Annotated in this window: 12 protein-coding genes; 8 read left to right on the top strand and 4 right to left on the bottom strand. The window is 28.0% G+C overall.

Annotated elements, in window-relative coordinates; all coding sequences use genetic code 11:
- Positions 1–8: 8 nt before the first annotated feature.
- A complete protein-coding gene (locus tag CLSA_RS13625; RefSeq protein ID WP_236903252.1) occupies positions 9–497 on the bottom strand; it encodes a CarD family transcriptional regulator in 489 nt (162 codons plus the stop codon).
- A 295-nt stretch (positions 498–792) separates the two neighbouring features.
- Here CLSA_RS13625 and CLSA_RS13620 point away from each other — a divergent pair, with 295 nt between their 5' ends.
- The 5 genes from CLSA_RS13620 to CLSA_RS13605 all read left to right on the top strand — a co-directional run bounded on the left by CLSA_RS13620 (position 793) and on the right by CLSA_RS13605 (position 6,468).
- Positions 793–1,617: a hypothetical protein gene (locus CLSA_RS13620; RefSeq protein WP_022746938.1), complete on the top strand. Its 825-nt coding sequence runs from the start codon at positions 793–795 to the stop codon at positions 1,615–1,617.
- 722 nt (positions 1,618–2,339) lie between these two features.
- Positions 2,340–2,963: a uridine kinase gene (gene udk / locus CLSA_RS13615; protein WP_022746937.1), complete on the top strand. Its 624-nt coding sequence runs from the start codon at positions 2,340–2,342 to the stop codon at positions 2,961–2,963.
- Between the two features lie 176 nt (positions 2,964–3,139).
- The gene (locus tag CLSA_RS13610; protein WP_022746936.1) at positions 3,140–3,796 is read left to right on the top strand and encodes an HAD family hydrolase; all 657 of its coding nucleotides are present in this window, start codon (positions 3,140–3,142) and stop codon (positions 3,794–3,796) included.
- Between the two features lie 87 nt (positions 3,797–3,883).
- A complete protein-coding gene (locus CLSA_RS23135; RefSeq protein WP_022746935.1) occupies positions 3,884–4,060 on the top strand; it encodes a hypothetical protein in 177 nt (58 codons plus the stop codon).
- Between the two features lie 344 nt (positions 4,061–4,404).
- Complete coding sequence (locus CLSA_RS13605; RefSeq protein ID WP_022746934.1) at positions 4,405–6,468, top strand: methyl-accepting chemotaxis protein; 2,064 nt, start codon at positions 4,405–4,407, stop codon at positions 6,466–6,468.
- Between the two features lie 266 nt (positions 6,469–6,734).
- Here CLSA_RS13605 and ilvA read toward each other — a convergent pair whose 3' ends face one another.
- Positions 6,735–7,955 carry a threonine ammonia-lyase gene (gene ilvA, locus CLSA_RS13600; protein ID WP_022746933.1) on the bottom strand — a complete coding sequence of 407 codons (1,221 nt, stop codon included), beginning with the start codon at positions 7,953–7,955 and terminating at the stop codon, positions 6,735–6,737.
- A gap of 271 nt (positions 7,956–8,226) precedes the next feature.
- On the opposite strand from ilvA, the gene CLSA_RS13595 reads away from it, so the two are divergent.
- Positions 8,227–9,429 carry a multidrug efflux MFS transporter gene (locus CLSA_RS13595; protein WP_022746932.1) on the top strand — a complete coding sequence of 401 codons (1,203 nt, stop codon included), beginning with the start codon at positions 8,227–8,229 and terminating at the stop codon, positions 9,427–9,429.
- Positions 9,430–9,588: 159 nt separating this feature from the next.
- Here CLSA_RS13595 and CLSA_RS13590 read toward each other — a convergent pair whose 3' ends face one another.
- Both CLSA_RS13590 and CLSA_RS13585 read right to left on the bottom strand, forming a co-directional pair.
- Positions 9,589–10,011, bottom strand: coding sequence for a YjdF family protein (locus CLSA_RS13590; protein ID WP_022746931.1), 423 nt, complete (start codon positions 10,009–10,011; stop codon positions 9,589–9,591).
- A gap of 462 nt (positions 10,012–10,473) precedes the next feature.
- Positions 10,474–12,030: an ABC-F family ATP-binding cassette domain-containing protein gene (locus CLSA_RS13585; protein WP_022746930.1), complete on the bottom strand. Its 1,557-nt coding sequence runs from the start codon at positions 12,028–12,030 to the stop codon at positions 10,474–10,476.
- A 1,231-nt stretch (positions 12,031–13,261) separates the two neighbouring features.
- On the opposite strand from CLSA_RS13585, the gene CLSA_RS13580 reads away from it, so the two are divergent.
- Together CLSA_RS13580 and CLSA_RS13575 are read left to right on the top strand one after the other, a co-directional pair.
- On the top strand, positions 13,262–13,798 hold the full coding sequence (locus CLSA_RS13580; RefSeq protein WP_022746929.1) for a biotin transporter BioY: 537 nt from the start codon (positions 13,262–13,264) through the stop codon (positions 13,796–13,798).
- Between the two features lie 226 nt (positions 13,799–14,024).
- Complete coding sequence (locus CLSA_RS13575; RefSeq protein ID WP_022746928.1) at positions 14,025–15,161, top strand: thiolase family protein; 1,137 nt, start codon at positions 14,025–14,027, stop codon at positions 15,159–15,161.
- Positions 15,162–15,192: the final 31 nt, after the last annotated feature.

Here is a 15,192-nt window from a genome sequence, read left to right as displayed (position 1 = left end):
AAAATATCTTAATTAAGGTCTAAATGCAAGAAGTTTGTAGCTTCACTTTCAGTTATATCTTTAATAAGAGAAACCTCATCAACTAAAAATTTATGTGCAATATTATATAGTTGTTTTTCACTTGTGTTTAAAGCTTTTTCTTTATTCATAAGCATTAAATCATAAACGACTTCAGCGCTATCTTTTAGAGAACCAGATTTGAATTTATTTGCATTATATTGATATCTCTCTTTAGAAGATAGACTTTCAGAGTTGTTATTCATATTATTAAGACTAGAAAGTATATCATCTAATGTAGAATTATCACTAATCATACGCAAATTGGAATTAGAAATTTTATCGCTTGGAATCATTATTTCAAGATTGTTAGAAAATATTTTAATTATTATGTATTCCTTATTCTTTCCAGAAAAAACTTTGTCTTCTATTTTTTCAACTATACCTATACCTTGCATTGGATAAACGACTTTATCACCGATTGAAAACAAAAAACACACCTCCTAAATGATTTACTTATATAGTATAACATAAATTTAAATAAAAGTAAAATTTATTATAATAACATATATATATAATTATGTCAATAGGTTTAATTAAACAAATTCATAAAAAAATTTAAAGTGCATAAAAGACATATTATGTTAATATATGATAACAAAATAAATCATAACATATTGAAGTTTAACATAATTTGAAAAAATAGATAGATATATAAAAGATATAAAAACTTGATTGCAAAACACATAGGATGTAAAATTAAGGAAACAATTACAAAAAGAGGAGGTTGGGAGCGTGAATAGAGAGACAGAAAGAAGTTTTAAAAAACTAAAAATTAAAGATAAAAAAAACGATAAAGCTATAGATAAAAAAAACAAGGATCTTATGATAGAAAAAATTCTATCCTATAGTCCTATGTTATCAGAAGGTATTGAGAAGTATAAAGATGCGAATACAAATTTTCTATTACTAATATTTATTGGTATTTTGTTAAATAAATTTACTCTAATTGCACTACCTTGTTGTTTATTATCGATGTTTTTCACCGTAAAGATGTTCCAATTTGTAAAATATAAAAGTATAGATGTTATAGTGAGAAGATTGGCAAAAGACTTATCATTTAAAGGGATATATGATAAAGGAAAAGTAGAAAATATGATAGAAGAATTTAAAAATAGATATGGAGAAGATGTAATTGAATTTAAGGAATTAGTTAAAATGGTAGAGGAATATGAAGCTTTTGTAACTAAAATTGAATATGTTTTAAAAAATATAAATGTTAGAGATGAAAAAGAGGATACAAAAGTTAGTACTATCTCTGAAAACGAGATATGTTCTGATATAAATGCTGAAAATAATTTTAATGATGAACCTAAGTCAAAACAATATACTAATGTGAAATTAAATGATCATCATAGAGGTTTTAATAATAAAATATCAATGTTATGTAAAAATGAAAATGGAGAAATAAAAAAGATTAATAGAGCAATAGAATTTTTTGGAGACAAGGATGACGATGATACAAATGCAGTTATGCTTAAAAGCAGAGATAAAGATAATAATAAATTAACTGTGTATTTATATAAGAAAAATTCAGCTTTACAAAAAAATGTTTTGTAAAACTCTTATATATAAACAACTTTAGATTTGGACTTGTGTAGTAACTTATAGAAAGAAGTTGTATTCTTTTTCTCAGTTGCTATATAACTTAGTTGTGTAAAATGAAACTCGACTTATATACGTTCACTGAGTAAGTTCGAGAAGCCAAATACAAGATTTGGACATTCACTTATCAGCCAGAAGTTGTGCTCATTTATGTATGAGTCTCAAATAAGTTGATTACAAGCAAGAATAGAACAACTTCTACTGAAGAAATGCCTACAATTAAGTTATAAATGCAACACCCCAAAAAAGAATATAGCTTCTTTCTAGTATATAATATATTTCAAAGCTTAAATTTAGTTTGTAGTTTATTTATCTATATAGAAAAATATGATTAAATAGAATTGGATAGTCATCAAGTCGTTATAAATCAATATATTAAGTGAATATTTTTTCATAATTAAGTCTATAAAATAGACTTATTAGTATAAATATTTACACATTTATTAAATTTAAGATTGTGATTTTACTTTCTGTAAGTTACATCATAATTCTAAAGGATAAGTTACTTATCTATATTAAATTATAGTATTTTCATATACCAATTGTTAATAGGAGTTGTTTTTTTCTTTCATTTATAATAAAATTTAATAGTTAAATGTCAATAGGGACAGAGATTAAGTCTTATTAATAGGTATTATAAATTAATTAAGACATATTAATTTATTATGGAGGAAAATATGCAAGATGTAATGATAATAGGTATAGCTGGAGGTAGTGGATCTGGAAAAACTACCTTAGCGCAAAGCATAAAAGAAGTTTTTGAAGATAAGGTGAGTATTCTTTGTCATGATTATTATTATAAATCAAATGAAGGAATTCCGATGGAAGAACGTAAAAAACTTAATTATGATCATCCTGATTCTTTTGATACAGATCTTCTAATAGAGCAGCTTAAGAGTTTAAAAGAAGGAAATACAATATATCATCCAGTATATTCATTTGTTGAACATACAAGATTATATGAAACAGTTGAAGTAAAACCAACAAAAGTAATAATAGTTGAAGGAATATTGATTTTTGAAAATAAGGAACTTTGTGATCTAATGGATATTAAAGTATTTGTAGATACTGATGGTGATGTTAGAATAATAAGAAGATTGTTAAGAGATGTTCAAGAAAGAGGAAGGGATCTTGATTCAGTTGTAAATCAATATCTTAGTACAGTAAAACCTATGCATGAAGAATTTGTAGATCCAAGTAAAAGAAGAGCAGACATAATAATTCCAGAGGGTGGAGCTAATACTGTTGCTTTGAGTATGCTCTTAGAGAAGATACGAAACTTTATAAATGAAGTTAATTAAGTACATAATTATACGTATTTTTAGTAATATAAATATAGGTATGAAAAAGGATGCACATATATTTAGTGCATTCTTTTTATTTAAAAATTAATATAATATTAGGGGTAGCTAGTGTTGGAAAAAATTCGATTAAGTGTTACTATATACTGAGAGTAGTGATTAGGAGTTGATAGCATATGAAAAAAATAAAGGCAATAATCTTTGATATGGATGGAGTATTAATTGATACAGAAAGAATATCATTTCAATCTTTTAAAGAAGCTTTTAAAGATTATAAATATGAAATGAATGAAGAGTTTTATCTGAAATTGATAGGAAGAAATTCTAAATCTATAAAGGAGATAATGTTAGAACAATATGGAATTGATTTTCCTTTTGATGAAATATATAAGAAAAAAGTTGAATTGGCCATAAGTACTATAGACAGAGATGGTGTAATAATTAAGTCAGGAGTACATGAATTAATCGATTACTTAAAGGATGCAAACTATAAAATAGCTGTAGCTACTTCAACAAGGCAAGAGAGAGCACATAAATTATTAGAAGAAATAAAAATAAAGGACAAGGTTGATTATATAATTTGTGGCGATCAAGTTGAAAATTCTAAACCGGATCCAGAAATTTTTCTAAAAGCAGCCAAAGGATTAAATATGAATCCAGAAAATTGCATGGTAATTGAGGATTCAACAGCTGGAATTAGAGCTGCAAAAGCAGCTGGAATGATAAGTATAAATGTTCCAGATATGAAATTACCTGATGATGAAATAAGAGAATTAGCGTTTGAAATATGTAATGATTTATTTGAAGTTAAAGAGTATCTAGAAACAATTTAGGTATATGAAAAAAATAACCATGGCATTTGGACTTGTTATTTTTTTTCATGTATCTTAATAAAAGTAAGTATAAGAGGGGGATTAATTATGAATATTATACTTTTATCATTTATGGAAGCTATAATAGTGTCAATATTGGGATTAATAATTTTTATAGGGGTTTTATGTATGCCAAGAAAAGGAATTGTTATTCATAAGGAATTTAGAGTTGATTCAGAAGGATTTTGCTTAAGAATTGAAAGACAAAAAGAAAAAAATAGTTAAAGTAAGAGTTTGTTCTTTTTATAAATTTTAAATTATGATTTTTACTTATACAAACAAACTATCCACTAGAAATCAAATTTGAAATGTATTCACACTACAAAGAAGCTGTATTCTTTTTCAGAATGTTGCAATTATATAGCAACGGAGAAAAATAATGCAGCTTCTTTAGGTAAAGTTATATAGTAAATCTAAATCTTAAGTTGTTTATGTATAAAAAACAGAATTGGATAAATCTAATTAAAAAAAAGTATAAAGAATTTCCAAAATAAACCGATAATAGTGTGGTAAATAAATGTAATAATATATGAAGCTTAAATAATCAACTTAAAAGGAGCATAAGGAAAATGAAAAAAATCTCAACAAAAATAATATTATCGATTGTATGTTTCTGTTTGGCAACATCTATAATAATTACTGGTGTAACAAATATAATGAGTAAAAATGCTATGAGAAAGGAAGCTGAAAACAACTTACTACAACTTTCTAAGAATAATGCTCAAACTGTAAATGAAGGACTCATTAGTACAAAAGATACAGTAGACAATATATCCAATCTTATTTCAAGTACTATAGAATTAAATCAGGTTTCTGGTGATGATAACTACATAACTAACTATACAAAATTTCTGACTCCAATTATGCAAAAAACAATACTTGATAAAACAAACTTACTTGGAGTAGCGGTGATCATAAATCCTGAACTAACAACAAATGCACATCAAGTAATATTTGAAAGGAGTTTAGAAACTAAAAAAGTAACTCAAATTGATAAGTTTAAAAAAGAAGAATTTTATGAAAGTAATCATGATATGAGTTGGTACTATAATCCAATAAAGAATAAACAGGCTGTTTGGAGTGACCCTCACACAGATAAAAGTTCTACAAGTATGAGAATGTCCTACACGAAACCAATATATTTAAATGATGTACTCATAGGTGTTGTAGCTGTAGACTTATTTTTTGATGATTATAAAGATATGATAAATAAGGTACAAGTATATGGAAATGGATATGCATTTTTACTTAATAATAGTGGGGATTATTTAATAAACAAAGATAATAATAAAACGACTAATGTCAAAGATTTAGTTGGAAAAACTATAGATTTTTCATCAAATGAAAGTGGAATTCAAAATTATACGTTTAATGGCAAAAAATCAATATTGGGTTATTCAAAATTAGAGAATGGTAATGTAATGGTGATTACAGCAGAAGAAAGTGATATATTTAAAGAAATAAATCAAACAATATTATATTCTGTGATAATTACATTAATTGTTTGTGCCATTGTCTCAATAGCAGCATTAATTATAGGAAAAAGAATAAGCAATCCAATTATATTTATTACAAAGCTTGTTAATAAAATTGCTAAACTTGATTTTTCATCAGAAGATCAAGAAAAAAGGATAGATTGTTTTAAAGATGAAACAGGAATAATAGGACAATCAGTTTTAAATTTACGTAATATTGTAAAAGAAGCATTAATAGAAATTAAGGGCTCTTCACAAGCAACATTTAATCATTCAAACAATCTAAATTCAATAACTGAAGAATTGAGGGAATCTATAACTTCAATTAATCAAGCAGTATTAGAGTTAGCAAAAGGAGCCGAAGAACAAGCAGGAGAAGCGCAAATTGGGTCTGAGAAATTAGCACATTTAACAGAAAAAGTGGAAAATATGACTGCAATAGCAAAGGAATTTAAAGATAAATTTACAGAAGCAAGAGAAGAAAATGATAAGGGAATAAATTCTATTAATAATTTGATGATTAAAATTCAAGCTACGACTGAAATAGGAAATAAAACAACTGAAGATGTTAATGAGTTAGCTGAAAAATCTACAGTGATTGGAGAAATTATATCTGTAATTGATAGTATTTCAGAACAGACTAATCTTTTAGCGTTAAATGCCGCCATTGAAGCAGCTAGAGCTGGTGAAGCAGGTAGAGGATTTGGAGTTGTAGCAGAAGAAATAAGAAAACTTTCAGAACAAACAGCAGATGCAACTAAGAAAATTGAATCTATAATTAATGAAATTAGAGTTAAAATTGAAAATACAAAAAATAATATGGATAAATCAAATTCTACAATCATTGAAGTTAATGATTCGATGAATAATTCTAAAAGAGCATTTAATGATATAAAAACTTCTTTTGGAACAATGACGGATCAAGTGGCTAATTTAATTGAAAATATTGAAGATGCTGCAGCTAGTAAGGAAGCAGTAGTTGCCTCAATGCAGGGAATAATTGCAGTGTGTGAAGAATCAGCAGCATCAACAGAAGAGGTATCAGCTACAGTACACGAACAATTAAGTTCGGTGGAAAATGTAAATAATGCATCTGAGGAACTTAAGAATGTAGTTGAAAATTTAGAAAATGTTATATCTAGATTTATAATAGAATAGCATAAATATGATGTTAAATTGAATATATTTTTATAATTATTAAGGCACAATCAAAAAAATAACAAGTCCATCTGCTAAGCCAATTTTTCATCATGCTGCGTTAGCAGATTCCCCTAATAGCCCGCTATGAGAGGAATTCGCTTCCTTGCCTGATGAAAAATAATCATGACATTTTGGACTTGTTATTTTCTTTCATGTGCCTAAAATGAAATACAGATAACAGAAATCTAATTAAAAGGTTTCTGTTATTTGTATTTTATTTAATTTTATTGATAAATCATTTTAGGTTGAAGTACAGTTGGATTATATCCATTATCCTTTAACGCTTTTATAATAGCTTTTTTATGATCGTGTCCGAAAGTCTCCATAGTAATATCAAGTTCCACAGCACTCTTACGATTGATACTAACAAATTGGTTGTGATCAAGCTTGATTATATTACCTTGAGCTTCTGCAATTACTCTAGAAACGTTTGTTAATTCTCCTGGTTTATCTGGAAGTAATACAGAGAGTGTACAAATCCTTTCTCTCTCAATTAAGCCATGTTGAACTAAAGATGCAAATGTTATAACATCCATGTTACCACCACTTATAATAGGTACAATTTTTTTATCTCTAACATTAAGATGTTTAAGCGCTGCAACAGTCAATAAACCAGAATTTTCAGCAAGCATTTTATGATTTTCTAACATATCTAAAAAGGCTCCTATTAATTCATGATCTTCAATTGTAATTATATCATCAAGATTTTCTTGAATATATGGGAAAATTTTAGATCCAGGTGTTTTAACTGCAGTACCATCAGCTATAGTATCAACTCCTGGTAAAGTGACAATTTCACCAGCTTTAAGAGAAGCTTGCATGCAATTAGCACCTGCCGGTTCAACACCAATTACTTTAATATTAGGATTTAATAATTTAGCAAGAGTGGAAACACCGGTAGCTAATCCACCACCACCAATAGGAACTAAAATAATATCAACTGTTGGAAGTTCCTTTATGATTTCCATAGCAATGGAACCTTGGCCGGTAGCTACATCAAGATCATCGAATGGATGAATAAATGTATAACCTTTTTCGGCTGCTAATTCTAGTGCATAATTACATGCTTCATCATAAACATCTCCATGGAGAATAACTTCAGCCCCGTATGCTTTAGTTCTATTGACTTTCATAAGTGGAGTAGTTGTTGGCATAACTATTACAGCTTTTGCACCATAAGATTTTGCAGCATATGCAACACCTTGAGCATGGTTACCAGCAGAAGCGGTTATAAGTCCTTTTTCTCTTTCTTCGTCAGTAAGAGTACTGATTTTATAATAAGCCCCTCTAATTTTATAAGCTCCTGTTTTTTGCATATTTTCAGGTTTCAAATAAACTTTGTTTCCTGTAAGGTCGGAATAGTAATCACTATAAACTAACTTTGTTTTTAAAATTACTTTTTGGACAGTTTCATAAGCTTGCTCGAATTTTTCTAATGTCATCATTTTTATATAACCCCTTTTTGTGTATAATTACTTTTTAAAACTTAATAGTTTTATCATAACATTTTGATAATTTATGTCAAGTTGGAATTTTTATATGAATTATTTTAATATATTGTAATAATAATGATTAAAGTATTAGTAATATAGAAATTTGCATGGATATTATTTCTATAGTATAAATATATTGTAAGGATTATAATGTTCTTTAATATCTTTACATTTAGCAGTTTTATGATTGATAATATATGAACAAAAGAAGGAAGGTTATAATTTGAATGATTGGAAGAGAAATTTAACATTTTGTTGGTTTGGAATGTTTGTAACAATGATAGGAATAAGCCAGATTGCACCAGTATTGCCTTTATATATAAAGGATTTAGGTGTTAATGATACAGCTTTAATTGAAAGATTTTCGGGGATTGCATTTGGGGCTACATTTATAGTTTCAGCTATTTTTTCGCCAATTTGGGGAAAGTTAGCTGACAAAGTAGGAAGAAAGCCAATGCTATTACGTGCAAGTATTGGAATGGCTATAGTTATATTCTTTATAGGATTTGTAACTAATGTATATGAATTAATAGCTCTTAGGTTTTTACAAGGAATAATTTCGGGTTATGGAACAGCTTGCACAACGCTTGTAGCCACTCAGACAGATAAAGAGCATGCTGGTTTTGCACTTGGAACATTATCGACTGCATCAATTGCAGGATCTTTGTTAGGACCATTAATAGGAGGATATTTAGAAGATACATTGGGAATGCGAAGTGTGTTTACAGTAACTTCATTTTTATTAATATTATCTTTTATAACAACATTGATATTTGTTAAAGAGGAATTTAAGTGCCCTGATAAAGAAATTCCTAATATGAAAGAAATTTGGGGCAAACTACCTAATCCGGAGTTAATGATTACAATGTTTTTAACTGCATTTATTTTACAATTAGCTTTTTATTCAATAGAGCCAATTATAACAGTATATGTATCAGAGTTATCTAAAAATATGGTTCATGTAGCACTAATATCAGGACTAGCCTTTTCAGCTTCAGGCATGGCTAATATATTAGCAGCACCTAAACTTGGAAAACTTTCAGATAAAATTGGCCCACAGAAGGTAATGTTTGTAGCATTAATTATAGCTGGAATTGTATTTATTCCACAAGCTTTTGTAAAAAATCCATGGCAACTTATGGGATTAAGGTTTGTTTTAGGATTAGCAGCGGCAGGATTATTGCCATCAATTAATATAATGGTTAAAAAGATTGTTCCACAAGATATTACAGGTAGAATATTTGGAATAAGTATTTCAGCTCAATATTTAGGGACATTTTTTGGATCAACTTTAGGTGGGCAGATTGCAGCAACATTTGGTATTAAATATGTGTTTTTTATAACAAGTGGATTGCTACTAATAAATGCAATAATAATATATAAAGGAGTTTATAATAAGGATATATTAAAATTATCACAGGCTTAAGGAACAATCAAAAACAAATAAGTCATTTCTATATAATTTGTTTTATATTGTATGAATTTTAAGCTTATTGTTTTCAGTTATCTTATTAATATTAGCAAAAAAAGTTAAAGAAAAAAGTACATCATATAAAAAATGAGTACTTTTTTCTTTAACTTTTTTCTAGTGACCCTTATGTTTCTCAAGTTTTTTCTTTTGCTTTAAATAAAACTTTCTTTGTTCTTCTTTTTCTTTTTGCTCCTTGGATTTTTTCTTTTGCTCAATTTTATTTTGCTCATGTTGTAATTTCATAGCAATTTGAGCTTTGGTACCTATTCCTTTATTAGAGGTTTCCTTTTTAATTTCTCGTTGTAATCTTTTGGGATTTTGTTTTTTTTCAATAAAATTATTATCAAGAGACAAAATCGAATGACTAAAACGTAGTTTGTAGAACTTATGCAATATAAATTCGTAGGTTTCCTCATCCTTGGGTTCAGCACCAAAAGTAACTTTACATACTTTATATTCGGTATTTTCAACAATTTCAAAAATACCAATCCAAAATGGAGCATCAAAAAGAACTGTTAATTTAATTACTGATATCATAATTAAATCCTCCTGTTTAAATAACTTATGAAGAAAGGACAACCCCAGGAGGGCAGGCTACTGCTATATTAAGTTAATATAGGTTCTGACTACCAACAGAAACTGTGTTTTTATCTCATGTTTATAATTATAAGGCACATGAAAATAAATAACAAGTTATAAAAGTTGCCCTGGATATTTTTCATCAGACAAGGAGGAAAATAGCCCTCATAGCGGGCTATTAGAGCAATTTTCCGACGTAAGCAGTGAACCCAAATCTATGATTTGGGGTGAATCGCTTACTCAGTGAGCGTATGCGAATCGAGCTTCCCATGATGGAAAATAGGCTGGCAAATGGACTTGTTATTTGTTTGATTGTGCCTAACTTAAGATTTGTAAAATAAAAAGAGCCATTTTAAGGCTCTTTCATTTCAAGATTAATTATGTACATTCAATTGGACTTATTATTTTCTTTCATGTACCTTAAATAATTTTAGTTGTCCAATCTTCACAATTCCAAGTTTCAGTTATTACATCTCTATAGAATTCAGGTTCGTGAGATACTAATAGTATTGTACCTTTATATTCTTTTAAAGCTCTTTTTAATTCATCTTTTGCATCTACATCTAAATGGTTAGTAGGCTCATCTAGAATTAATATATTTGTTTCATTGTTTAAGATTTTGCAAAGTCTAACTTTTGCAGCTTCCCCTCCAGATAAAACTCTTATTTGAGACTCAATTTGTTTGGTTGTTAATCCGCATTTAGCAAGGGCAGCTCTTATTTGATATTGAGTGTATCCAGGGAACTCTTGCCAAACTTCTTCTATGCAGGTATTTTTATTATCAGTTCTATCTTCTTGTTCAAAGTATCCTATGTATTGATAATCACCAAGATGAACTTCACCGCTTAATGGCTTAATTATGCCAAGCAAACTCTTTAAAAGCGTTGATTTACCAAGACCATTAGCTCCAACTAATGCTATTTTTTGTCCTCTTTCCATATATAAATTTAATGGTTTTGTAAGAGGAGAGTCATATCCTATAACTAAATCTTTAGTTTCAAATATAACTTTACCAGCAGCTCTAGCAGGTTTGAAATTAAATTCAGGCTTTGGTTTTTCAGCTGAAAGTTCAATTACATCCATTTTGTCTAATTTCTTTTGTCTAGATTTAGCCATATTAGCAGTAGCGACATTAGCTTTGTTTCTAGCAACGAAATCTTCAAGTCTTGCAATTTCTTTTTGTTGTTTTTCATATGCAGCTTCTAATTTCTCTTTATTTATTGCATATAATCTTTGGAATTCATCATAATCTCCAACATATCTAGTAAGTTTTCTTTCATCTACATGATAGATTAAGTTAACTACTGAATTTAAGAATGGAATATCATGAGATATTAAAATAAATGCATTATCATATGATTGAAGATATCTTTTAAGCCATTCAATATGCTCTTCATCTAGGTAGTTAGTAGGTTCATCAAGAAGAAGTATATCAGGTGTTTCAAGTAATAATTTACCTAAAAGAATTTTAGTTCTTTGTCCACCAGACAAATCATCAACATCTCTATCAAGACCTAAATCTAAAAGACCAAGACCTTTTGCTACTTCTTCCACCTTTGGGTCAATTACATAAAAACCATTATGATCAAGCATATCTTGAATTACAGCTGTTCTTTCCAACATTTTGTTTAATTCATCTTCAGTACAATCTCCCATTTTTTCATAAAGGGAATTCATTTCTGCTTCCAAATCAAAAAGATATTTAAATGCATATTTTAATGCATCTCTTATAGTTTGACCTTTAGTAAGTGCTGCATGCTGATCCATATAACCAACTCTAACATTATTTGACCAAGTTACCTTACCTTCATCAGGTTGAAGTTTACCAGTCACTATATTCATAAATGTTGATTTACCTTCACCATTAGCTCCGATAAGACCAACATGTTCTCCTTTTAATAATCTAAATGAAACATCTTCAAATATGGCTCTATCACCAAAACCATGATTCATGTCTTTAACAAGTAGTACGCTCATTTGAGTCCTCCTAAAAATTTTAATTAAATCATATTTATATAGTACAAAGTTAATGAAAACTTAGTAAATAAAAATTACATATAGATAAATAATTTCTAAATTAGACTTATGTGGTAATTAACCGAAAGAAAGGATGCTCTTTTGTTCCAGTTTAGAATATAGTTCCAAAGTACAAATCTAATTCATAAGTAATTTATCCATATAAAAAGTATTAAATTAACTTTAGTTATATATTATATACTGTAAATAGTTTAATAGATAGAAAGCTAGTATGTCAAAGTAAATTTCAGAAATTTTTGGTCTTAGTCACATGAAAGAAAATAATATACCAAACATACCATGTATACTTTGTGTCAGACGATGATATAATTTTAGCTTATAGTGGGATATTAGCTCAAATTGTCCACGTGAGCAGAGAAACAAAAGTAATTCCAAAAATTTTATATTTGTTTAGCAGAAATTTCATATAGTACAATCTCTGATTTTGAATGAATCACTTACTCAGTGAGCGTATGCGAGTCGAGTTTCTTTATGACGCAAAATAGGTTGACATATTGATTTATTATTTTTTTGATTGTGTCTTATAAAAAACAATATGCTTAAACAAAGTAAACATATTATTTTAGGAAGTATAGAATGTAAAAATATTGAATAAGTTTGTATTGATAACCATAGTAGGAGTTTATGTTAATTTAAAACCAACATTTACAGGGTTTAAGATTGTATGAAGTATGATATTATATTAATACAACAATATTTATAGAGAAATTATTTATATTAAGTTTAATTTTTTGGGGAAGAATATTAAACGTAAAAAGCCTTGGTATGTTTTATGCTAAGGCTTTTTCTATTGCACATAATTTAAAATCTAAAATTTGTAATTAAAAGATTAATAAACTTGTATTATTTTGTGATAAATGTTTTTGGTAAAAATATTAACGTTAAAAAGGATGATTTTATTATCTAATATTAATAATGATGTTAACAAATAAGTAAACTGTAGTTGACAATCAGGTTGACAATAATTATAATATGAAATTAAAATGGAATAAAATGTTATGCGAAATATAGAATAATATTTTGTATAAATATATTAAAAAAATATAAAAATTTTAAAATAATATAGTTAGAATTTTAAATTTATGTTTAATGAAAAAATTAATGATATCTTAGAATATAAAAATTACGTTATTTTATGTGTATAAGATAAAAATATTTGGAGGATTTTAATATGAAAACAAGAGAATTAACTAAGATGTCAATATGCGTAACTTTATTGTGTATAGCATCATACATTTCATTTCCACTACCTTTTACTCCAGCAATGATAACGGCTCAAACTATAGTTATTAATTTAATAGCTTTAATATTAGTACCAAAGCAAGCTATAGTTACAGTAGGAGTTTATATTCTATTAGGAATATGTGGAATACCTGTTTTTACAGGTGGAGCGGCTGGTTTAGGGAAAATTTTTGGGCCTACAGGGGGATTCCTTATAGGGTATTTATTATCAGCACCAATTATCAGTTTGTTAAAAGGAAAAGAAAAAAGTTTTAAACGATATTTAGTAGTTACAGTATTAGTGGGTATGCCCATAATATACTTAGGAGGAAGTATTAGTATGTATATTTATCAGAGAACAAATATACTTTCAATATTGATTACGGCAGTATTTCCATTCATCTTGGGTGATCTTTTAAAATGTGCAGCAGCATCTTATATAGGAGTGAAATTAAATCAATCTATAGTAAAAAGTGTTGAAGCGTAAAGTTCAATGTTCATATAAATTTTAAATTATTCAATTATATATGCTTAAAACAATAATATATAAATATGCGATATATTTGGGTAACGCATAAACTTAATAGCACATACTAAGAAAAAACATACATCATAGCTTAATAAAAAATATACAGCGCATCTTAGCATTAAAAATATATGTGTTTTGTAAATTATGAAGAATTATTTCAATTTGTAATGAAAGTGGTGCAATAATGGAAGATGTTTATATTATAGGCGGTTTAAGAAGTAACATTGGACTAAAAAATGGGATATTTAAAAATATGCTGCCTGAAAAACTGGGAGGAGAAATTTTAAAATGTTTAGTTGGTAGATATGATTTGAGTGAAATTGATGAAATAATATGCGGAAATGCGGTAGGCACAGGCGGAAATATTGCAAGATTAATGACTTTATATGCTGGAGTTTCAGAAAATGTACCAGCATATACAGTTGATATGCAATGTGCATCAGGATGTGCTTGTATAGATATTGCTTTTTCTAAAATAAGCAGTGGTCAATGTGATTTGATTATTGCTGGTGGTTTTGAAAGCACATCTATGCAGCCAGCTAGAATTTATAATAAAAATGATAGCAGATATAACGAAGAAAATCCAATATATTGGACAGCACAATTTTCACCAAATGAAATTGGAGAAAATGTTATGTTAAAAGCTGCGGAAAGAGTTGTACAAAAGTACAATATTACTAATGAGGAATTAAATTTTTGGATTTTAGAAAGTCATAAGAGAGCTAAATTAGCTAGAAAAAAAGAAGTTTTAAGTGATATTATTTTATCTTTAGATGAAAGCAATTATGATGAAGGCATAAGAGATAATATGAATCAAAGATTGATAAATAGAATGAAACCTCTTTTATTTAAGGAAGGTAAGATTACAGCAACGAATACTTGTCTTATTAATGATGGTGCAGCATTTATTGCATTATGTTCAAAGAAATTTATTCAAGAAAACAAGGTGAAACCTATAGCTAAAGTTGTGAATACCAGTTTGATAGGAGTAAATCCATTATATTCTCCAGTTTCAGCTATGAAAGCAGCTGATAAACTGATTAAATCAGTTAGGTTAACATATGAATCTATCTCAGCATTTGAATTTAACGAAGCATTTGCTGTAATAGATGTTATGTTTGAACGAGAGCATCCTAGATTAATTGATAGATATAATAAATTTGGAGGAGCATTAGCTTATGGACATCCATATGGAGCTTCGGGTGGGATAATAATGTTACATTTAATTAAAAGTTTACAATCGGTTAGTGGAAAATATGGAGTTTGTGCTATTGCAGCAGCAGGAGGAATTGGTTCAGCAATATTAATTGAAAGAATATAGATATTAAGGCACAATCAAAAAATAACAAGCT

This window comes from Clostridium saccharobutylicum DSM 13864, assembly GCF_000473995.1.
GTDB lineage: Bacteria > Bacillota > Clostridia > Clostridiales > Clostridiaceae > Clostridium > Clostridium saccharobutylicum.
This window is presented reverse-complemented; position numbering and strand designations above follow the sequence as displayed.